Annotated in this window: 18 protein-coding genes and 1 pseudogene; 2 read left to right on the top strand and 17 right to left on the bottom strand. The window is 43.0% G+C overall.

All coding sequences use genetic code 11. The features are described from left to right. Positions 1-17: 17 nt before the first annotated feature. The 15 genes from ACJHVI_RS00840 to ACJHVI_RS00770 form a co-directional block, all read right to left on the bottom strand. The gene (locus ACJHVI_RS00840; protein WP_483182689.1) at positions 18-1,262 is read right to left on the bottom strand and encodes a NeuD/PglB/VioB family sugar acetyltransferase; all 1,245 of its coding nucleotides are present in this window, start codon (positions 1,260-1,262) and stop codon (positions 18-20) included. A gap of 3 nt (positions 1,263-1,265) precedes the next feature. Continuing rightward, positions 1,266-2,408, bottom strand: a complete 1,143-nt coding sequence (locus ACJHVI_RS00835; RefSeq protein WP_483182688.1) for a glycosyltransferase family 4 protein — start codon at positions 2,406-2,408, stop codon at positions 1,266-1,268. Beyond that, positions 2,395-3,468, bottom strand: a complete 1,074-nt coding sequence (locus tag ACJHVI_RS00830) for a glycosyltransferase (protein WP_483182687.1) — start codon at positions 3,466-3,468, stop codon at positions 2,395-2,397. Before ACJHVI_RS00830 ends, ACJHVI_RS00835 begins: the two co-directional genes overlap by 14 nt. Beyond that, the gene (gene wzy / locus ACJHVI_RS00825) at positions 3,465-4,841 is read right to left on the bottom strand and encodes an O-antigen polysaccharide polymerase Wzy (protein WP_483182686.1); all 1,377 of its coding nucleotides are present in this window, start codon (positions 4,839-4,841) and stop codon (positions 3,465-3,467) included. The genes ACJHVI_RS00830 and wzy overlap by 4 nt, the downstream gene beginning before the upstream one ends. Before the next feature lie 10 nt (positions 4,842-4,851). Beyond that, positions 4,852-5,925, bottom strand: a complete 1,074-nt coding sequence (locus tag ACJHVI_RS00820; RefSeq protein WP_483182685.1) for a glycosyltransferase family 4 protein — start codon at positions 5,923-5,925, stop codon at positions 4,852-4,854. An 8-nt stretch (positions 5,926-5,933) separates the two neighbouring features. Then, positions 5,934-7,214 carry an oligosaccharide flippase family protein gene (locus ACJHVI_RS00815; RefSeq protein WP_483182684.1) on the bottom strand — a complete coding sequence of 427 codons (1,281 nt, stop codon included), beginning with the start codon at positions 7,212-7,214 and terminating at the stop codon, positions 5,934-5,936. Positions 7,215-7,217: 3 nt separating this feature from the next. Then, a complete protein-coding gene (locus tag ACJHVI_RS00810; protein WP_483182683.1) occupies positions 7,218-8,390 on the bottom strand; it encodes an LPS O-antigen chain length determinant protein WzzB in 1,173 nt (390 codons plus the stop codon). 15 nt (positions 8,391-8,405) lie between these two features. Continuing rightward, positions 8,406-9,698, bottom strand: a complete 1,293-nt coding sequence (locus ACJHVI_RS00805) for an adenylosuccinate synthase (RefSeq protein ID WP_483182682.1) — start codon at positions 9,696-9,698, stop codon at positions 8,406-8,408. Continuing rightward, complete coding sequence (locus ACJHVI_RS00800) at positions 9,695-10,795, bottom strand: ATP phosphoribosyltransferase regulatory subunit (RefSeq protein WP_483182681.1); 1,101 nt, start codon at positions 10,793-10,795, stop codon at positions 9,695-9,697. The genes ACJHVI_RS00805 and ACJHVI_RS00800 overlap by 4 nt, the downstream gene beginning before the upstream one ends. Further along, positions 10,792-10,986: a DUF2065 domain-containing protein gene (locus ACJHVI_RS00795; RefSeq protein WP_483182680.1), complete on the bottom strand. Its 195-nt coding sequence runs from the start codon at positions 10,984-10,986 to the stop codon at positions 10,792-10,794. The genes ACJHVI_RS00800 and ACJHVI_RS00795 overlap by 4 nt, the downstream gene beginning before the upstream one ends. After that, on the bottom strand, positions 10,983-11,870 hold the full coding sequence (hflC, locus tag ACJHVI_RS00790; RefSeq protein WP_483182679.1) for a protease modulator HflC: 888 nt from the start codon (positions 11,868-11,870) through the stop codon (positions 10,983-10,985). Before hflC ends, ACJHVI_RS00795 begins: the two co-directional genes overlap by 4 nt. A gap of 9 nt (positions 11,871-11,879) precedes the next feature. Further along, positions 11,880-13,211 carry an FtsH protease activity modulator HflK gene (gene hflK / locus ACJHVI_RS00785; protein ID WP_483182678.1) on the bottom strand — a complete coding sequence of 444 codons (1,332 nt, stop codon included), beginning with the start codon at positions 13,209-13,211 and terminating at the stop codon, positions 11,880-11,882. Between the two features lie 9 nt (positions 13,212-13,220). Then, complete coding sequence (gene hflX / locus ACJHVI_RS00780; protein ID WP_115218819.1) at positions 13,221-14,510, bottom strand: ribosome rescue GTPase HflX; 1,290 nt, start codon at positions 14,508-14,510, stop codon at positions 13,221-13,223. 67 nt (positions 14,511-14,577) lie between these two features. Next, positions 14,578-14,877, bottom strand: a complete 300-nt coding sequence (gene hfq, locus ACJHVI_RS00775) for an RNA chaperone Hfq (protein ID WP_115218818.1) — start codon at positions 14,875-14,877, stop codon at positions 14,578-14,580. 147 nt (positions 14,878-15,024) lie between these two features. Next, positions 15,025-15,894 (bottom strand): prohibitin family protein, encoded by an 870-nt coding sequence (locus tag ACJHVI_RS00770; RefSeq protein ID WP_483182677.1) that lies wholly within the window; start codon positions 15,892-15,894, stop codon positions 15,025-15,027. A 176-nt stretch (positions 15,895-16,070) separates the two neighbouring features. Here ACJHVI_RS00770 and ACJHVI_RS00765 point away from each other — a divergent pair, with 176 nt between their 5' ends. Both ACJHVI_RS00765 and ACJHVI_RS00760 read left to right on the top strand, forming a co-directional pair. Further along, positions 16,071-16,739, top strand: a complete 669-nt coding sequence (locus ACJHVI_RS00765) for a 4'-phosphopantetheinyl transferase family protein (RefSeq protein WP_483182676.1) — start codon at positions 16,071-16,073, stop codon at positions 16,737-16,739. 48 nt (positions 16,740-16,787) lie between these two features. Beyond that, on the top strand, positions 16,788-17,174 hold the full coding sequence (locus ACJHVI_RS00760; RefSeq protein ID WP_483182674.1) for a DUF4878 domain-containing protein: 387 nt from the start codon (positions 16,788-16,790) through the stop codon (positions 17,172-17,174). A gap of 102 nt (positions 17,175-17,276) precedes the next feature. On the opposite strand, the gene putA is transcribed toward ACJHVI_RS00760, so the two are convergent. Together putA and ACJHVI_RS00750 are read right to left on the bottom strand one after the other, a co-directional pair. Continuing rightward, on the bottom strand, positions 17,277-20,879 hold the full coding sequence (putA, locus tag ACJHVI_RS00755) for a bifunctional proline dehydrogenase/L-glutamate gamma-semialdehyde dehydrogenase PutA (RefSeq protein WP_483182673.1): 3,603 nt from the start codon (positions 20,877-20,879) through the stop codon (positions 17,277-17,279). Positions 20,880-21,057: 178 nt separating this feature from the next. Then, positions 21,058-21,330, bottom strand: a pseudogene (locus ACJHVI_RS00750) (IS30 family transposase); the annotation flags it as partial.

Genomic DNA, 21,330 nt, shown 5'->3' with positions numbered 1-21,330 from the left:
TTTCAAACAACAAAATCTTATTTCTTTAAAATTCTAGCGGGGTTGCCAACAACAGTAACATCATCAGGAATATTGTTAAGCACAACAGCTCCCATTCCTATTACAACATTTTTACCAATTTTAAGCGGTTTATCAGGTGTTCCTTGCTTAATCATTGCTCCAGATCCAATATAAGTATGATTGCCGATATGCACATTACCATTACATTTTACGCCCGGAGCAAAAGTAACATAATCGCCAATAACACAATCATGTTCTACATAACTATAAAGATTAGCGTGAAAAGATTTCCCTATTTGCACATTTGATCCTAATGTAACAAAAGGACTGATCGCACAGCCCTTTTCAACTGAAACTGAATCCATAATAATCGCACTTTGTGAAATAATCGACCACAATTTAATGCCATCAGCGGTTAATTTATTGCAAATTTTTTCACGAATTTGACCGCTTGCAATCGCTATTAAGACTGCTTTTTTTGCATATTCTTGTTGTTTAAAAGCCTCATAATTCATTGCTCGATATCCGTTTATGTTTACTTCTTCAGATAAACTATCATCAATGAAACATAATTCAGCTTGTTTATCTTGTTTTTCGAGATATTCTTTGGCAACAGGCATTAAACTACGCCCACAACCGGAAGCTCCATAAACGGCAAAAATTTTGTCTGATTTTGTGCCGGTAAATTTAGAAATTGTGGCTTCTCCTGCCGCACTAATATCTTCTTTAAAAGAGACTTTTTTTACTGTTTTAAATAAAATTTTAATATCCAGCCAAAATGATTGATTTTCAACATACCAAGTATCTAGTGCAAATTTCTGCTCCCAGCTAATTGCATTTCGTCCATTTACTTGAGCATAGCCGGTAATACCCGGGCGAACATTATGCCGTTTCGCTTGCTCTTCGTTATATAGTGGTAAATATTCCATTAACAACGGACGAGGACCAACTAAACTCATATCCCCTTTTAACACATTCCAAAGTTCTGGCAATTCATCAAGACTGGTAGCACGCAACATTTTTCCAAATGATGTTAAACGCTCACTATCCGACAATGAATTCCCATGAACATCAACAGCATCTTTCATTGTTCGAAATTTAATCATCTCAAAAGGTTTACCGTTTAATCCCGGGCGAATTTGACGGAATAAAACTGGAGAGCCTAGATTTTTCTTTACTTTATAAGCAACAATCACATAAATCGGTAAAAGTAAAATCAACGCAAAAACTGAAACTGTAATATCAAATAGGCGTTTTAGCATATATTATAACTCCAAAATCCTAATCAATTTCTGATTAACTTTTTTGGCATCAAATTTTTCTCTAGCAATATGGTAACTTTCATTTCCCATAATGCCGATTTGTTTAGGATTCTCAATAAAATAAATCATTCTTTCTGCTAGTTCATCAACTTTCCAAGGTTTTACTAAAAAGCCATTTTTCCCATCTACGACAGTCTCTCGACAACCTGGTACATCTGTCGTGATTACTGCTCGCCCTACAGCCATAGCTTCTTGGGTACTTCTTGGTACACCTTCACGATAATAAGAGGGTAAAACAAAAATATGGCTTTTTGCAATCCACTCAGATATATTTAATACCTGACCAGGGTATTCAATGACTCCTGTTTGAATATAGTTCTCTAGCTCTGTTTGAGACAATGCCCCTAAGTTCATATCATCCACAGCACCAAGTACAGTAAAAATTGTATTTGGGTATTGTGCCTTAATAATTTTTGCTGCTGCAATAAACTCGTGTATTCCTTTTTCTTTTAACAAACGACCAATAAAGAGAAAACGAATGTGCTCACTTTGAGGAATAGGCTGATAAGGATAATCGGATAAGTTTAAACCTATACCACCTAGAATTTCCACCTGTTTGGTTTTAATTTGATATTTTTCTAATAAGTCTTTTGGATCATTTGGGTTTAAGAAAATAACTTTATCAGCTAATGGTAAAGATAATTTATATAAGAAAACTTGAATAATACGAATTAGTTTAGTTTTAACAGAAGTACCTTCAGGTTGTTCAGTAAAAGTAAATCCTAGTCCTTCCAACATTGCAAATATTTTTGGAACTTGAGCTAATTTAGATGCTAAAGTTCCAAAAATTACCGGTTTAGCAAAATAACTGAACACTAAATCAGGATGAATAGCTTTTATTTTTTTTATTAATTTACAAGTTGAAATAATATCCGCCAACGGATTTAAACCGCCACGATTTAATTCGTATGGAATAGCCGTAACGCCGATTGCTTGAATCCTATCTAGTTCAGCTTCAGTGTATTCTGATACAAAAGCATAAACTTGACACCCTTGTTTCAGCAACTCCTCAATTAAAGGTTTCCTAAAACCGTAAATACTTGAGGCGACTGTAGTGATAAAAACAATCTTGCTAGTTTTTTTCATAAATATTCAACCAGATTTGAACGGATTTTTCTAAAGAAAATAATTTCTCAACTCTTTTTCTGGCATTTTGATTATTTTCTTGAACATATTCTTTAGGCAGCTTAATTGCTTTCAAAATAGCTTGCGCCAATTTTTCTGAACATTGCGGCTCAACTAAAAAACCTGTATCCCCCATAATTTCAGCACTACCACCACAATCAGTAGCAATTACAAAGCATTGAGTAGCCATTGCTTCAATGACAACTGTTGGCAATCCTTCATATTTCGAAGATAGAATGAAAAAATCAGCTTCATTAAGCAATTCTAGAATATCTGATCTTGCGCCTAAAAGAATAATATCATTTTGCAAATTCAATTCTTTAATTAGCTGCTCTAGCTGTGGACGCAATTCACCATCACCGGCAATATAAAATTTAACTGCTTGAGTTGTTTGTTGTTTGACTTGAAAAACAGCATAAATCAAATTAGGATAATCTTTTTGATCATTAAATCTGCCTACAGAAATAAAATTTACATCATGAAAATCAAAAACATTATTTAAATTAATATTTTTTTTGAATTTTTCTAAATCAATTCCATTATATACAGTATGAATATTTTTATCTGTAAAAGCTTTAGATTTAATGAAAGCATTCGTAGCTTCCTGACTGACATTTGTATTGTAATCTGACAAAAAATTAGTATATTTATATGCTAACATTCTAACTTTACCACCTTCATTTGAATTATGAGCAGTGCAGATTAATTTAGCTATACTAAGAAAAAAACGATTCAAACGTGTAAAAATATTTGCATGCACCATATGTGAATGCACAACATCAGGCTGATATTCTTTTACTAATTTTCTATATTTTAGACTAGCAGGCAATAAAGAAGCAAAACTTTCTAAGCCCAAATAAATGACTTCAATTTCTGATAATTGTGGCTTAATTTTTACTGCGCCTGTTAAATAAGCTATCTTTACTTGATGCCCTTGCTGATACATTTGCTCTGCTAAATTGATAACCACTCTCTCAGCCCCGCCTAAGCCTAGTCCTGTGATAACATAAAGAATTTTCATAAAATGTTTTTCTGTTTTATTCTGCGAGAAAATAATAAAAATAAAAATGTATAAATAAAAAAAGTAAAAATCAGCGGTGATATACTTGCACGTGAAATAGAAAAAACATATAAGATGAAAATGAACAATAAACCCTTGCCATATGAACTACGGCTTAAAGATATTTTTTTCAAAATCCATCCCCATAAAATAATAAAAATAATATATAGTGGCATAAATTTTCCAGCTAATAAATACAAATCTGCAAATAAACTCCATCCTAAGCCAAATCCTGCATTATATAATTCGCTATCATTCTGATATGCAAGATAAGAAGACCAGTCAAATTCATAGCGATCAATTATTCCAAAATGATTAAAAAATATTTGTATTCCAGGTAGAATAGTTTTCAAATAACCTAAAGCAGGTGGGTTTTCAAGATTTAATGCAAAATTCATGATCATCACTGTTCCCCCCTGCGAGTAAATTGTATGTGTTAATTGTTCAAAAAATTTAGCTCTATCTCCCATAGCTCTAGCACCACTTAAACCTGCAATAGTATCCATAATAATAATTAAAGCGACACAACCTATGAAAAAAATAAGATATTTTGACATGCTTATTTTGGCATTCCTATATTTAAGCCATATAAAAAGCAATAATCCAGTAACAAAATTTGTACGCGCTCCTGTAAATATACCTGATATTAATATAATTATTAAAACAAGCACTAAGATTTTAAAATTGAATACCATTATTTTTTTACCAGTATCAACAGTAGAAAATAATAAAGCAATATAAGAAATAAAAAATGAATAAACAACTAATTCAACTGGAGTTTGATATGTTTCTGATTGACTAGCATATAGAGCCAAATATCCTTGATTTACTGTTAAAATAATCTTATAAAATGAAGTGTATAATATATAAAAACTTGAAATATAAACTATAGGTGCTAATATAATAACATCTCTTGATATTACTCTAATATTTTTTTGAGTTTTCTTAATAGCAAATGATGAAGAGAAAATAAAAGGAAAAGAAAATCCTACAATAGTAATGTTTATAAAATTCAGTAAGAATATTTGTTCGTTATAGGTTGCACAATGATTAATGAAAAAATCAAAGCAATAAATTTCATCAAGAATAACCTCTTGAAAATTTGAAGAAATTAAATATGCAAAAAAACGCCCTAAAATAAATAAAGAAAAACCGAATAAAAAGAAAGTATTCAAATTGATAAAGTTCTGTCTTCTTATATTAACAATAAAAAAACTAATTAGAAAATTAATAATAGTTAAATAAATTAAATAATGTGTATCATCTAATTCATAACCTAATAATAAAGATAAAACAAAAAGAATCAACTGAAATGACCATAATATTATTTTCAAACTAATCTCCTTAAATTATTTTCATCCATTTTAGTAAAACATTTTCAATGTCAAATCTACCAAATCTAACGTTGCTTTCTTTAATGTATATATCATATTCACTTTGCTTGAGATTCATCATTTTTAATAGAGAAAATGATAATGCTTTTATGTTCAAAAGTTCAACAAGTAAGCCATTTTTGCCATGTTCAATAATATCTGAAGGTCCCGTATCATAATCAAAAGCTATAATTGGCAAATTATGAGTTTGCGCATCCAACAATACCATAGGAAATCCTTCGTTCCTTGAACTCATGCAATATATCAATGCTTTTTTGTAATAATATATAACATCCTGAGTAGTAGGTATAAATTTAATAAATTTCTCTAATTGATAATCTTTTACTTTTTGTTTGAGAATATTTTCATCTTCACTATTACCCACAATAAATAGTATCCAATCTTTTTTTTGATTACATACTAATTTCCAAGCATCAATTAGCAAATCGAAACCTTTTTGTTCAGTTAATCTACCTACCGCCAAAACAATCTTATTATTTATAGAAGAGGTATGTTCTATATCGAAAAAAGGTGAAGGATTGACAATCGCAATAATTTTAGCATGGATATTTTTCAAACCATTTTCCCATAATTCTTTATCTCTTTGAGTAAGGGTAAAAATATAATCACAATATTTTGCTGCCCATCTTCTACCAACATCCCTTAATCTGACATCTGAATTAGAATTAAAATTGAAATGCTCCCAACAAATATGATTTGTTTTCAATCCTAATAAAGCCAGAATTGTAAATACGCAAGAAATACTATCTACGAAAATTAAAGTATTAATATTGTTTTTTTCAACGAATTTTTCAATTTTCAACACAGCAGAAATATAATTTATTTTCATAGAAATTCGCTTTGAAAATAGAGAATCTGTTTTTACTAGAGTATTTAAAGAAAAAAAAGGTTTATCACCACCCCATAGACTAAGGATATAGATTCGAAAATCCTTTTCAGATAAACTATTCGCAATAAGTGAAGTTACTCGCTCTGTGCCACTAGAATGATTTAAATTACCAATTGAAAAACATATTTTTTTCATTCTAAACTCTAATTTCTATATGTTGATGAACTGAAGATCTTTTTATGTATATCCCATATAACAACAATCCCATTAAATTTGAAAAAATAGTTAAATATTGTTGCTGTAAAAATTTCCGTGATTAAAATTGCACTTACCGCTCCATATAGACCATAAAAATTTACCATAAAAAAAGTTATAATTATATTAAAAACTAATAATAAATTAATTTTCTTTTGCAAATAGTTATAAGCATTGAATTTAAACATATATTTTTCTGCTATAGTAGATAGACTGGAGAATAAACATACCAAAACCATTATCCATAAAATCTCATTAACGGCTAAATATTCATAGCCATATAACCACAAAACAATCCATTCTCCCATTATCAATAAAAAAAATAGACTCATCATACAAAAAACTATTGCGATTGCATTTAATTGTGCAACTTTTTTTTGGCTTAATTCGAAATCAGGTTCTACATAAATCTGAACCATCATAGATGATATTAATGCTCCAACAACGAATGAAAATCCAGAACCTAAAGTCATTGCTACAGTATAGACGCCTAAATCATACTGAGAGCTTATCCCTAAAAATAATTGTGAGGTCTTTGTAAAAATAGCCACCGACAAACTGTATAGAAATAATTTTTTCCCTATTTCTAACATATGATTACGGATTAATTTAGTTTTTGTTTTATAGCTGTCTAAATTACTCAATTTCATTTTTTTGTAAAAATACATCCGCATCAAGAAAGGAATCAGCGTTACTGTAATTATTGGCACAGACAACCATAGCATATCTAGTTGAAAATAGAGAATAAGATAACGGATAGCGAATGCAAGAAGCAATCCAATTGTGTTACAAATTGCATTTATTTTAGACATCAAAATGGCATTAAAATAAATGCCATAGACATCATGCAAGGCAAAAAATGCACTGATACAAGATGCAATAGAAAAAATAAAAACAACTTTATCTGTATAAAAATAAATCAACACAAGAACAATCAGGGAGATTAAAAAAAATAATATATTTCTAACAAGAGCCATTGAATATATTATCTTTTCCCCTAATTTTCTATTTCTACTAGTTCTTTGAAAAATTACATCACTTAAGCCAAACATGGATATAGTTTGAACAATTGTAAAAATAGATGCAGCAAAAGTTAATTTACCAAAATTTTCTGGACCAATATATTTAGCCACAAATGCAGTAACAAAAATTACCCCGAAAATGGAAATAATTTTTTCTATTATCATCCATAGAGAATTAGATAATACTGTTCTATTTATAATATTCATATATCAATAACGTGTATGACTCTTCCCTTTAATATAAGATATTTTAAAAACACATTTCAATATAACAAAACTAAAAGAAAGAATCAGTCCTATCATAATACCAATAGCTAAAACAATCGCCCTTCTCGGCTTATCTTTTCTCACAGGATAATCAGGTGAAGCATGATAATGATAAGCTTGTGTCTTCATTTGCTCAGCTTGTTCCAACAATGGTTCCAGTTGTTCAATTTGAGAGTCGATTTGGTAATATCGAGTAGGATAAATTTTCCCTTTTTCAGTTAATGCTTCAATTTGTGCTCTTAAATATTTTTTACCAAGCATAAATAGATAATTACTATTGAATAATTGAGAATCTGCTAATAATATTTGCGCTTGTGTTTGTGCTTGAGTTTGCACTTGTGCTATATTCTGAGAAATCTTAGAAATATTTTCATCAAAGAAAAATCTATAATAATCTTCAATCCCTGCTCTATTAGCGGTTTCATAGGCTTTATTCAAATAAGCTAATTGAACTTTTTGTAGCAATTCTACATTTTCATTATGTACTAATTTTTCATATTTAAGTGATTGTAATACATTCTCAAAATCAATTAAATAATTATTCAATTCCATTCTAAAAACTTTAGCATTGACAAAATCTACAAAAGATTTTAGCGTTTTTTGTGCTTCTGCTGGCGTTTCAGCGAAGAAAGAGATTTGATAACCAACGGCATTAGGTTCTTTCTTAGCGTCTGGAATAATAAATTGAGTTGCCTTATTACTTAAATCAGATAAAACTTTAATTTTTCCAAACTCATCTTTACCTTCTGTGAGTTGTTTGTAAATATCAGATTGAGCAAAAAATTCGTTTCTAATATCTGTTGAGCGTGCTAATTGGCTAAAATTGGCAAATAAATTAGCTGACAATGCATTAGGATCGATAGCTTCCGTTTGCAATATGCGATTATATTCACGGCGAATAGCAAGATATTCACCCATATCGCTTAGTCTGGGAGCAACGACTGTTGCTTTTGATGTCCATTGCTGCTTGGCAGTAAAAGCATAAGCCGCGGCTAACATTGTTGTAATCGCTGTAATGGCGATAATTTGCAGTTTGTTTTTCCACAAAACGCGGATAAGTTCAATCAGGTCAATTTCGTCATCTGCTTGATGATATTGCTGAATATTGTTTGTCATATAATTTACCTCTTTTTATTTTAATAAAGATTTTCGAATAATCGTATGTTGTCTGTCTGGTCCAGTGGAAACAATCACGATTGGCAGTCCTAACCATTGTTCTAATGCGGCAAGGTAATCGCGCGCTTTCTGCGGCAATTCCGCTTCGTTACGCAAGCCGAAAGTATTAGATTGCCAACCTGGCACGCTTTCATATACCGGCTCGCAGGCGGCTAAATCATCTGCGCCCAGAGGAGCAATGCTTAATAATTCGCCGCGTAAACGGTAATGGGTGCAGACTTGCACGGTTTCCAATTCATCTAAAACATCTAATTTTGTAATGCACAGTCCGTCAAAAGAAGAATTCAGATGCGCGCGGCGCAAAGCAGGTAAATCAATCCAGCCGCAACGACGTTTGCGCCCTGTGGATGCGCCAATTTCCTGTCCGACTTTACCTAAATGTTCACCAATGTCATTCAATTGTTCAGTAGGGAAAGGCCCGCTACCGACGCGCGTGGTATAGGCTTTGGTAATTGCCAAGATATAGTCTAGCGCATGCACGCCAACGCCGCTGCCTGATGCCGCACCACCAGAAGAAGTGGTAGAAGAGGTCACATAGGGATATGTGCCGTGGTCGATATCGAGCATCGCACCTTGAGCACCCTCAAAAATCACATGTTTGCCTGCTTGATGATGCCGCTCAATTTCAATGCTGACATCGGCAATCATAGGCAGAACGGTTTCCGCATAAGTCAACCATTCTTCAATCACCGGCTCAACGGCTACTGTTTCCGCCTGCAAATAATGCTCCAACAAGAAATTATGATAAGCCATCAATTCTGTGGTACGGCGGCGGAATAAGTCAGGGTTGTGCAAATCCGCCAAACGCAGACCGCGTCTTGCCACTTTATCTTCATAGCAAGGCCCGATGCCGCGTCCTGTCGTGCCGATTTTTCCTTCGCTGCGCGCTGCCTCACGCGCCTGATCCAAAGCAATATGGCTAGGCAAAATCAAAGCACAGGCGGGAGAGATGCGCAATCGCTCGCTGACAGGCACTCCTTCCGCTTGCAAAGCCTGCATTTCTTTGATTAAAGCACGCAAGCATAAAACGATGCCATTGCCAATATAACTAACGACGCCCTCATGTAAAATTCCGGAGGGAATCAGATGCAGTACCGTTTTTTTGCCATTCATGACCAGCGTATGCCCTGCATTATGACCGCCTTGAAAACGCACCACTGCTGCGGCTTTCTCCGTCAGCAAATCAACAATTTTTCCCTTACCTTCATCGCCCCATTGCGCGCCGATAACGACCAAATTGGTACTCATGATTCTCCCTCATGTTCAAAAATGACTGCAATACCGCTTCGTCTTTTTGACAAAGCATCTTGAAAAATCTTGCTATCTTGCGACCAAGCCTGTTTTTCGGCTGTTTGTGCAGATGCCGGCAAAGGCAATAACTGTCCTAACGTCAGCAAATCAATACTAAAACCTGTAGCAGGACGGGCTTTGCCATAAACTTCGCCCAAGCCGTCATAACGACCGCCGCGCGCCAAAGCATCATAATGCCCCTGCGCATAAAGGGCGAAGACCAAGCCCGAATGATAGCCATAAGTACCGATGCTACTCACATCCACTACTATTTCCTGCTGCGGAAATGCCGCGCGCAACATAGCTTCCGCCGCTTCTAAATCGGCAATTGCCTGATCGAACAAAGCATGGCGACCACCGAACTGCTGTGTTAAATCCGCCAACCCCGCTCTATGCAAAGGCGCATCTAATAAAAAAGCAATATCCGCCAAACAGGCGGCACTAAAGCGTTGCGCTACTTGCCATTGCGACAAAGCCGGACGCTGCACGCCGCTAATCGCTTCTTTTACCATGCGGCTGTCCTCGGCGCTTAATCCATGCACAGCCACTAATCCCGCAAAAATAGCGGAATGCCCGATATCCAAAACGCTTTGCTCCATACCGCAGGCGCTCATGCAATCCAATAATAAGCCCATCACTTCCACATCGCCGGACACATTTGCCACGCCGTATAATTCCGCGCCGGCAATCAAAGGATTACGCCGTGGCTGCGTACTTTCGCTGCGCGTACGCAGAACATCGCCACAATAAGCAAAACGGCGCGTGCCCGTGCCTGCCATACGGTGCGCATCAATCCGCGCAATTTGCGGCGTTAAGTCCGCCCGCACGCCCATGAGACGCCCGCTGGCTTGATCCGTGATTTTAAAGGTTTGAATATCTAAATTTTCACTACCTGCGAGCAAAGAATCTAAAAATTCCACCAAAGGCGGCTTGACCAATTCATAGCCCCATAAAGCCATATTATCGAGCAATTTACGCCTCAAGCCTTCAATATGCAAGGCTTCCTGCGGCAATAATTCAATCACGTCTTCAGGCAGCATCCAATAACGCGTCATGACTGCGTCCACCGCAATAAAAACAGCAAAAGGAATGCGCAGGCGACTAAAATGCAGCCGACTTTACGCAAAACAGCGGGCGGCAATTGCGTAATTTGCCGCATGGTCTGCTGCCATTTTTCCGGCGCAATCGCGATAATCGCGCCTTCAAAAAAGAGAATAATCACTGCCGCCAATAGCCAAGGACTCACTCTGCCGCCTCGTCTGCTTTCGATGCCGGCGCAAAATATTTAAGAAAATCATTATTAGGGTCAAGCACTAAGACATTATTCCCTTTACCGACGAAACCTTCACGATAAGCATTCATGCTGCGCCAAAACTCGTAAAACTCTAAATCTTTGCCGTAAGCATCCGCATAAATTTTTGCCGCCTGCGCATCGGCATGACCGCGGATGACCTGTGCCTCTGCATCTGCCTTAGCTAAAATCTCCGCAGCTTCGCGCTCGGCATTGGCACGGATGCCCTGTGATTTTTCCTGCCCTTGGGCGCGTAAATTGCGTGATACGCGTTCACGTTCGGCGCGCATCCGCTCAAAGACGCGATCGCGGATATCATCAGAGAAATCCACGCGTTTCAAACGTACGCCGACAATTTCCACGCCGTAACGTTCGCTGTCTTTGCTCAGCTCATTATTCAAATGGCTCATAATCGCATTGCGGTCTTGCGAAATCACTTCCGATACCGAACGACGGGCAAATTCATTGCGCAAACCGTCTTTGACCAATTGATCGAGCAAAGTTGCCGCGCGTTGGAAATTGCCTTGTGTTGTGGTGTAAAAACGGCGGATATCGCCTACTTTCCATTCCACATAATAATCGACGATCAGATATTTCTTTTCATTTGTCAAAAACAATTCGGGATCGACGTTCAGGCGCTGAATCCGCTTGTCAAAAAATTCCACATGCTGAATAAAGGGGATTTTCATCTTCAATCCTGCGGTTTCCGTCGTGCCAACCAAACGCGAGAACTGCGTGGTAACCGCCAATTGTCGCTCATTGACGACATAAAAAGCGCCACTAAAGACCAAAGCCGCTAAGATTGCCGCCGGAATTCCAATAACTTTTAATCCTTTCATACTTTCTCCTTAGCGACCGCGGCTGCGCAAACGGCTGCGTTCGTCTTGAGCGGCGGCATTGCCGGATGCAGACGTGCTACTGCTGTTTTGCGGATTAACATTCGAATTTGCGCTGTGATTGCCTGTTTGCTGCTCCGCCTGTTGATGCGCGGCGGCGATTTGCTCCAGCAATTTCTGCCCTGTTTGATCGTTTGCCATGCCGTTCATATTGATAATCGGCGTCGCATCGCCTTCCAGCACCACTTTCGGATTATCCGCATAGACCGCGCTCATGGTTTCCAAATACAATCGACTGCGCAATGCTGCTTTATCCTGCTGATAGGCATTGAGCAAAGCCGTAAAACGCGTCGCATCCGCCGCCGCGCGCGCTTCAATTTGCGCCGCATAAGCCTTAGCGGCCTGCACCTGCTGCTCGGCATGACCGCGGGCAATCGGCAAACGCTCATTGGCAAAGGCTTCGGCTTGCAAACGCAAGCGTTCTTCATCTTCACGGGCACGTACCGCATCTTCAAAAGCATCCTGCACTTCCACCGGTACCCGCGCATCTTGCAATTCTAGGGCGACGACTTCAATCCCCAAACCATAGGCAGCAATCGTTTCTTCGATAATTTTGCGCGCCTGCTGCGGCCATTCGTTGCGGCGGTCGGTTAAAATATCGTCCACCGTATTGGCGCCCACTACTTCGCGAATCGCACTGGTTACCACATCGCCCAAGACCTCCACCGGATCGGCGGCATTGAATTGGAAAGCGCGGGCATCGCTAATGCGGTATTGCACCGCCGCGCCAATCTCAACGATATTTTCGTCTTTAGTCAGCATTTGTCCTACGCGCTGGTCTTGGGTACTCACACTGCCTTTCTGCGTTTTAAACTCGCCGACGCGCATAGTGGAAATCGATTGCACATCCACAATTTCCACGCGTCCGAAAGGATAAGGCACCCGCCAATTCAAGCCGGATTTAGAGGTACTGCTGTATTTGCCTAATACGGTTTCTACGCCGTTTTCACGCTCTTTAACCGTATAAATGCCGGAACCCAACCATAATGCCAACAGCACTGCACCGGCCAAGCCTGCCAATTTGCCGTTAAACTGAAAATTCATCGGCGGCAAAGCACCTCCGCCGCGGCGATTGTCGCCATTATCTCCGTTACCGCCGCCATTGCTATTGCGCCGTCCAATCAATTTATTGAACAATTCATCCAAATCCGGCGGCTGATCGCGACTTTTCGAATCATTCTGCTGATTGTCCTGCCGACCGCCCCAAGGGTCTTGCGCCATTTGCAAGCCCCGCGCGGCGCGCTGCTGCGCAATATATTGACTTAACGTTAATATCGTAAACATACTCACCTATTAGCTATTTGGTTGCGACTGTAATTCTATGGCGCGATTATACTGGGATTGCAAACGCCGCCTATCTTTTTCTGCAAGGCGAAGCTGCAAAGCCATGCCGCCGTCTGCCAAAAACGTCTCGTTTTCGACGCTTTGCAAGGCAAACAATTCCGCCCGCAAAGCCCCTTCTTGCGGCGACAGCAACAGCCATCCCCGCTGCTCTTGTCCGCCGAAATGACTTTGCAAAGCCTCGATTAACAAATCCATGCCCGCCCCTGTCAAAGCCGACACAAAAACCGTATGCGCATTGCCTTTCTCATCGCGCAAAACGCGCGCGGACTCGTCTTTCAAATCAATTTTATTAAACACGCGAATCATCGGCACATCGCCTGCGCCGATTTCCTCTAATACGCTTTCCACCACCGCTTCGCGATCAATATGGTCTTCATCATGATAATCCACCACGTTTAAAATCAAATCGGCAAAAGCGGTTTCTTCCAGCGTTGATTTAAATGCCGCCACCAATTCATGCGGCAAATCGCTGACAAAACCCACCGTATCGGCAAGCAAAATCGTTTGCCGCCCCTCATGCACCAATTTGCGCCAAGTCGGGTCTAGGGTGGCGAACAATTGATCCTTTGCCAAAACCGCCGAATCCGTCAGGCGGTTGAATAAGGTCGATTTCCCCGAATTGGTATAACCCGCTAAAGCAACGGTCGGCATATCGCGGCGATGACGGCTTTTGCGCGTTTCAAAACGCTGCCGCTCCACCTTTTCTAATTTTTTCTGCAACTGTTTAATCCGAATGGCGAGCAAACGGCGATCGGTCTCTAACTGCGTTTCGCCGGGACCGCGTAAACCGATACCGCCTTTTTGCCGCTCCAAATGCGTCCAACCGCGCACCAAGCGCGTGGATAAATGGTTCAGCTGCGCCAATTCCACCTGCAATTTTCCCTCATGACTGCGCGCTCTTTGGGCAAAAATATCCAAGACCAAACCGCTGCGATCTAAAACGCGCGCGGAAAACAACTTCTCTAAATTGCGCTCCTGCGAAGGAGATAATGCCGCATTAAAAATAACCAGCTCAATGCCATGAGCCTTTACCGCCTCTGCAATCATTTCCGCCTGACCTTTGCCAATCAGATATTTTGGCTCGGGTTCGGTACGGGAAAACTGCGCCGTCCACAGCGCCTGCGCGCCCGCAGAAGCCGCCAGCAAATGAAATTCTTCTTCCACCGCCGCCTCATAAGGCCGATTAATATCAACCTGAATCAATGCGGCTTTTTCTCCTGTTTGCGGACGCTCAAACAAAAATTTTCTCTCCTGAATACGCAATAAAGCCGGCAAGCGGCACTGCGCTTACCGGCATAAGAATAAATTAATACAAAGGATCGCTATGCGCTGCCGGAGCCGCTGCCGCATTGCCGATTTCAGGCTCTGCGCTTTCTTCTTGCTCCGCCTCGTCGCCGAAACGCACATTGCGCGAAGGCACGATAGTAGAAATCGCGTGTTTATACACCATTTGAGAAATATTATTGCGCAGCAACAAGACAAAGGCATCGAAAGACTCGATTTGTCCCTGCAATTTAATGCCGTTAACCAAATACACCGATACAGGTACGCGCTCGCGGCGCAAAGCATTCAAATACGGATCTTGCAGTGATTGGGATTTGCTCATTCTTATTAGACTCCTTATTAATAGATAAATTCACTAGCTATATGCCAAGGCATCACCAAAGCCAGCGCATCATATCACGGCAAGCCCAAAGGGCAAGGAAAAATGCGCTTAAGAGCAGGATTCCCGCCGCCTTTCGCTGCGCGCAAATTATTGCTTAGGCACCGTCAACATCGGCACCGCGCCATTAGGCAGCATCGTGCTCGGCAGTTGTCCGTTCCATTTTTCCGCCTGCATCAAAGCGATAATATTCGGATTTTCCTTCAATGCCTCCGATTTCTCGCGAATCGCCTGCGCTTCCGCTTGAGCGCGTAAAGCAATCGCCTTTGCCTCGCCTTCGGCAAATTTCACTTTCGCCGCCGCTTCTGCTTCCGCACGCGTAATCGCGATTTGCGCCTCCACTTTCTCACGCTCCAAATTCTGCTTATAACGCTCGACTTCCACTTCCGCCTTCATGCGGTCTTCAATCGTCTGTTCATAAGCCTTGGAATAATCGATGTTTTCAATCTGTACGCCGCGCAAAATCAGATAGGGATAAGGCTGAAGAATTTTCTCCACCGCCACCTCAACATCAATATTAAGCTTCTCACGCTGCTGCACCGCCCGCAAAGCCGTATATTGCCCAAACACCGTCTTTAATTCCTGCTTCACTAAAGGCACGACTGCCAGCTGATAAGCATTATCCAAATTTTTGAATTGCTGATACAGCTCCCCCACGCCGCTCTCCGATACCGCTAAAGTAATAGATACCGTAATATCGGCAGGCTGCTGATCGGAAGAATAGGCAAGCACTTTATCCAAAGTTCCCGTTGTCGTGCGCACAGGAATTTTTACCACCTTATTGACCATGGGAATTTTAAAATGCAAACCGGCATCGGCAATTTTTTCAAACTTGCCATAAGACAGCACTACGCCTCTCTCGCCCTCATCAATCGTATAAAAAGTCCCCATCAGCAAAGCAAAGCTAAAAAATCCGATCATCGACCATAAAACCAAACCGAATACAGAACGTAAGTTCATCGCCACTCCTTTTCCTATCAAGTCATTTTCCTACAGATGCTGTTTTACCCTTATCTTCAGGCATAGGCCATAGATATCTGAAAACCGTCTTAAGATAGCACAAATGCAGAACGCGAAAAATCCGCGCTTGCCTTCGCCTGCAAAAGCGCCTACTCTGCGCTTTTTTACCCTTAACCATGACCGCCGCCCTATTTTATTGCCCGCCGCAACTTGCGGCATATTACCGCCACTGCCGACTGGACGAACAAGACCAAGCGCGCCTAATACAAAGCCCGCAACTCGCCAAAAGCATTAGCTGGCAAACCTCGCGCGTCGGCAAACACATCGCCAGACAGCACTATCCAAACGCCAAACTCTGCCTCAGCCATAAAAACGGACACAGCCTGATTGCCGTCGGCGCCAGCAAAACAGGCATAGATTTGGAACATCTCCGCCAACGCGACTACCTTGCGCTGGCAGAAAAAACCTGCTCGGCAGAAGAAATCCAACGCCTGCGTCATCTCGAAACAAAGGCGCAGCAAGAATTGTTTTACCGCCTATGGACAGTCAAAGAAGCGCTCATCAAAGGACAGGATTTGCGCTTCCCAAGCGATATGCCCGCCATCGGCTTTACTTGGGAAACACAAGAATCCTTCGCCGAAGGTATCGCCATTCGCAGTCCGTCGCCGCGCCTTGTCCGCACTTGGCTCAGCGCTGCTTTAGCCCCTGATTGGTATTTTGCCGCACTATGGTTTGAGCCGGTCGGCGAAATCGCGCTTTACAGCCCTGTTGATTTGAACATTCACGACATAATCAGTTCTGCGCCGCTTCTCATCACATCCTCCCGCTTAATACTTGATTTTTAATCGCCATAATTTATAGTAAACCGCTTCATTCATCACATAGGAAAAATCATGAAAAAGCTCCTTGCCTTATCCGCATTAAGCCTGATGCTTTTAACCGCCTGCGGCAAAGAAGCCCCTGCCGAAGCGGCGGAAACCTTCTTTACCGAACTCTCTCAAGGCGATGTTAAAAAAGCCCTTTCCATCGCTTATCTGCCTGCGGAAGTCAATAATCCTTTTGGTCTGAGCTTATTGGAACAAGTCTTTAATGCCATGCAGGAAGAACTGAAAAAACAAGGCGGAATCAAAAAAATCACAGCGGAAAAAGTGACTTACAACAGCGATAAGACTCAGGCAAGCGTTGTGCTGAAAATCGAAACTAATGACGGTAAAGTAAAAAGCGGCAAGCCGATTGATGTCGTTAAAGATAACGGTGTATGGAAAGTAAAAATGCAATAAAGCAAAGGATTATTATCGTATTGCATCAGGCGGTGGCATTTTGCCGCTTGAAATATCCAGAACATCAGGCTGCTCTTTAAGCAGCCTGATTTTTTAAGCATGTTAATCCTCCATCGCCATCAGGCTGGCATTGCCGCCGGCGGCGGTGGTGTTGATGCTGCATGAGATTTCTTCAAATAGTTGCAACACGTCCACGCCTTGTTCGGAAGGCAGGATTTTCACCAAGGCGCCGTCGCTGCCGGCAAGCTGCTGTTTGATGGCAAGCGGCAGGTTTTCCAAGGCAATCACATGGCTGATGCCTTCTGCCGGCGGATTGGCGCTGATGCGGATTAGGCCTTCCAAGCCGGCTTGGTGGGCGGCTAAGGGGGAATCGGCGGCAACAATCGCTTCCATGCCCGAAGCGGCCAATACGGTCAATGCGGCAAAGGCCTGCTGTAAATCGCCGCCGTAGAGCCATACTTTTTTCGGGGCATGCCAGCTGAGCACATTACGCTCGCCGGTCGGGCCGGTGAGTACGCTTTCTGCTCCGCGCAGGGTTTGCAGGCGGGCTTGTCCGGAGATGCCGGCCAAGGCCAGTTTTTGTTCTTGCGTTAGCGGCAATTGGTGCAATTGGGCCTGAATGCGTGCCAAGCCGGTTTCGTCGGCGCTGCCGATGCGGCTGAGGGTCGGCTGTTTCCAGTGCGTGATGCCGCTGAGTTTTTGCAAGTAGAACGGGCCGCCGGCTTTCGGACCGGTGCCTGACAGACCGTGTCCGCCGAAGGGTTGCACACCGACCACTGCGCCGACGATGTTGCGGTTGATGTACACGTTGCCGGCTTCGATGCGCGATCTGATGTGTTCCACCGTGCCGTCGATGCGGCTGTGTACGCCGTGGGTCAGCGCGTAGCCTTTGCCGTTGATTTGATCGATGATGCTGTCCAGTTCGTCGGCGCGGTAGCGCACCACGTGCAGCACGGGGCCGAACACTTCGCGCTGCAATTCGTTTAAATTGTTCAGTTCAAACAAAATCGGGGCGATAAAGGTGGCATTGTCGGCGTATTCAGGCAGCTTAATCTGATGATAAGACTTGGCGACCGTTTTCATTTTGTCGATGTGGTTTTGCAGGTTTTGCTGCGCTTCGGCATCAATGACGGGGCCGATATCGGTGTTCAGGCGCATCGGGTTGCCGACACGCAATTCGTTCATCGCGCCTTTAATCATGCCGATCATATGCTCGGCCACGTCTTCCTGCACGCACAAAATACGCAGCGCCGAGCAGCGTTGGCCGGCCGAATCGAAGGCGGAATTGAGCACATCGGCGCAGACTTGTTCGGCCAAGGCGGTGGAATCGACAATCATGGCATTTTGGCCGCCGGTTTCGGCAATCAGCACGGGGTTGTCCTCGCGTTTGGCCAAGCTTTGGTTAATCAGGCGCGCCACTTCGGTCGAGCCGGTGAAAATCACGCCGCCGATACGCGCATCTTGCGTGAGTGCCGCACCCACTTCGCCTGCGCCCAATACCAGCTGCAAGGCTTCGGACGGCACACCTGCCTGATGCAGTAGCTGCACAGCATAATGGGCAATCAGGCTGGTCTGTTCGGCAGGTTTGGCGACCACGGTATTACCGGCAGCCAATGCCGCCGCCACTTCGCCGACAAAAATCGCCAGCGGGAAGTTCCAAGGGCTAATGGCGACAATCGTGCCGACACCTTTTGCACTTTCAGGCAGCGTTTGCTCGGCTTCGTCGGCATAGTAGCGGCAGAAATCCACCGCTTCGCGCACTTCGGCAATCGCATTTTGCAGGGTTTTGCCGGCTTCGCGCACCGCCAGCATCATCAATGCAGGCGTGTGCTGTTCCATCAAATCGGCAAAACGGCGCAGGCAGGCAGCGCGTTCGGCAGCCGGCGTTTGGCGCCAAGCCGTTTGCGCCGCCACCGCTGCGGCAATCGCTTCTTGCGCCAAGGCGGCATCGGCAAAGGCGGACGTACCGACCACGTCATTATGGTCGGCAGGATTTTTAACCGCTTGCGGCGCAGTCGCTTCACGCGGTTTGCCGTTTACAATCGAGGCTGCCTGAAAACTGTGCGCGGCGGCTTGGTTCATTTGCTGCTGCAAATCCTGCAACACATGTTCATTGCTCAAATCCACACCTTGCGAATTTTGGCGGCCTTTGCCGTACAAATCGCGCGGCAGCGGCAAAGCGGGATGCAGATGGATGCCTTGTTCGGCGATGGTGTCGAAGGGGCTGCGGATCAGTTCGTGAATGCTGATTTTTTCATCGACGATTTGGTTCACAAACGATGAATTGGCACCGTTTTCTAGCAGACGGCGCACCAAATACGCCAGCAACGTTTCGTGCGTACCCACCGGCGCGTAAATGCGCACGCGGCGGCCCAAGTTTTGCGGACCGACCACTTGGTCATACAGGGTTTCGCCCATGCCGTGCAGGCATTGGTGTTCAAAATCCTTGCCCTTGCCCATTTCGTAAATCGCCGCCAGTGTGTAGGCATTATGGGTGGCAAATTGCGGGAACACGGCATCTTGCGCGTCCAGCAGTTTGCGCGCGCAAGCCAGATAGGAAATGTCGGTATGCACTTTGCGGGTATAGACAGGATAGCCGTTGAGACCGTCCACCTGCGCCCATTTGATTTCGCTGTCCCAATACGCGCCTTTTACCAAGCGAATCATCAATTTCTGATTATTGCGGCGCGCCAAATCCACTAAATAATCAATCACAAAGGGGCAGCGTTTTTGGTAGGCCTGCACCACAAAACCGATGCCGTTGTAGCCGGCCAAATCGGGATCGGACACCAAAGCTTCCATCAAATCCAGCGACAATTCCAAACGGTTGGCTTCTTCGGCATCGATATTCAGGCCGATATTGTATTGTTTTGCCAATAAAAACAGTTGCTTCAATTTCGGCAGCAGTTCGATCATCACGCGCTCGTGTTGGACGCGGAAATAGCGCGGATGAATCGCCGACAATTTCACCGAAATGCCGTTGCCTTCATACACGCCTTGCCCTGCCGCGTCCTTGCCGATGGCGTGAATCGCGGTAACGTAATCCTGATAATAGCGGTCGGCATCGGCTTGGGTAAACGCCGCTTCGCCCAGCATATCGAATGAGAAACGGTAGTCCAGTTTTTCGCGTTCTTTGCCGTTTTTCAAGGCTTCTTCAATGGTTTGCCCGGTCACAAACTGCTTGCCCAGCATGCGCATGGCATAGTCCACGCCTTTGCGGATTAAGGGCGCACCGCCTTTGTTCAACATGTTTTTCAGGCTGCCTGAAAGCGATTCGCTGCTGGGTGCATTGGTCAGTTTGCCGGTAATCAGCAAGCCCCAAGCGGCGGCGTTCACAAACAGGCTCGGGCTGTTGTTCAAATGGCTTTGCCAATCGCCGTCCGCAAGCTTGTCGGCAATCAGTTTATTGCGCGTGGCATTATCGGGAATGCGCAGCAGGGCTTCTGCCAAGCACATCAGCGCCACCCCTTCTTCGCTGGACAGCGAAAATTCGTGCATCAGCGCATCCACGCCGCTGGCTTTGCGGCGGCTGGCGCGCACTTGGGTAACCAAACGGCGTGCCAAATCATCGGCGGCACGGCGCTCTTCATCACTCATCTGCGCCTGTTGCAGCATATCCTGCACGGCTTCGATTTCATCGCGGCGGTAAGCCTCGGTCACTGCTTGGCGCAAGGGCGTTTGTTCGGGGTGGGCAAATCGGAACATGGTGATTTCTCCTTAGTTTCTCCTGAAAAACAGATGACATTCAATCATAGGCTAGAAAAACATCATTCGTAAAACATGATGCCTTAACAGCTTTCAATATTAAGCATTGCTTAAATTAATTTACACTTAAATATTGACAGCTTTTATTCTACAAGATAAGTTTTCAGGCCTTGAATTGTCAAACCAAGTGCAATAGTTTTTTAAAGTAAACTTCATAAGGTGTTTTCCAGCCTAACACTTTCTCGGTCGTAGATTTAATTTATCAACGACCGATTGAATATAATCATCGCTCCACCGGTTTATATCCTGTTGCTTGGGGAAATACTCCCTGAGCAACCCGTTTGTATTTTCATTTGTCCCCCTTTGCCACGGCTGATGCGGCTCAGGAAAATAAAAGGCTGCGCCTAATGTTTGTGTTTGGCAAATTCCTTGCCTCTGTCCGGCGTAATTG

It is taken from the genome of Suttonella sp., from assembly GCF_056855035.1.
Note: the sequence above shows the minus strand (reverse complement) of the source record. Positions and strands in the feature narration are given on the sequence as shown.

What these genes read in the sequence shown, in the direction of transcription:
- ACJHVI_RS00840 (WP_483182689.1), bottom strand. Translation starts at nt 1,262, where the DNA reads ATGCTAAAACGCCTATTTGATATTACAGTTTCAGTTTTTGCGTTGATT.
- ACJHVI_RS00835 (WP_483182688.1), bottom strand. Translation starts at nt 2,408, where the DNA reads ATGAAAAAAACTAGCAAGATTGTTTTTATCACTACAGTCGCCTCAAGT.
- ACJHVI_RS00830 (WP_483182687.1), bottom strand. Translation starts at nt 3,468, where the DNA reads ATGAAAATTCTTTATGTTATCACAGGACTAGGCTTAGGCGGGGCTGAG.
- ACJHVI_RS00820 (WP_483182685.1), bottom strand. Translation starts at nt 5,925, where the DNA reads ATGAAAAAAATATGTTTTTCAATTGGTAATTTAAATCATTCTAGTGGC.
- ACJHVI_RS00815 (WP_483182684.1), bottom strand. Translation starts at nt 7,214, where the DNA reads ATGAATATTATAAATAGAACAGTATTATCTAATTCTCTATGGATGATA.
- ACJHVI_RS00810 (WP_483182683.1), bottom strand. Translation starts at nt 8,390, where the DNA reads ATGACAAACAATATTCAGCAATATCATCAAGCAGATGACGAAATTGAC.
- ACJHVI_RS00805 (WP_483182682.1), bottom strand. Translation starts at nt 9,698, where the DNA reads ATGAGTACCAATTTGGTCGTTATCGGCGCGCAATGGGGCGATGAAGGT.
- ACJHVI_RS00800 (WP_483182681.1), bottom strand. Translation starts at nt 10,795, where the DNA reads ATGACGCGTTATTGGATGCTGCCTGAAGACGTGATTGAATTATTGCCG.
- hflC (WP_483182679.1), bottom strand. Translation starts at nt 11,870, where the DNA reads ATGAAAGGATTAAAAGTTATTGGAATTCCGGCGGCAATCTTAGCGGCT.
- hflK (WP_483182678.1), bottom strand. Translation starts at nt 13,211, where the DNA reads ATGTTTACGATATTAACGTTAAGTCAATATATTGCGCAGCAGCGCGCC.
- hfq (WP_115218818.1), bottom strand. Translation starts at nt 14,877, where the DNA reads ATGAGCAAATCCCAATCACTGCAAGATCCGTATTTGAATGCTTTGCGC.
- ACJHVI_RS00770 (WP_483182677.1), bottom strand. Translation starts at nt 15,894, where the DNA reads ATGAACTTACGTTCTGTATTCGGTTTGGTTTTATGGTCGATGATCGGA.
- ACJHVI_RS00765 (WP_483182676.1), top strand. Translation starts at nt 16,071, where the DNA reads ATGACCGCCGCCCTATTTTATTGCCCGCCGCAACTTGCGGCATATTAC.
- ACJHVI_RS00760 (WP_483182674.1), top strand. Translation starts at nt 16,788, where the DNA reads ATGAAAAAGCTCCTTGCCTTATCCGCATTAAGCCTGATGCTTTTAACC.
- putA (WP_483182673.1), bottom strand. Translation starts at nt 20,879, where the DNA reads ATGTTCCGATTTGCCCACCCCGAACAAACGCCCTTGCGCCAAGCAGTG.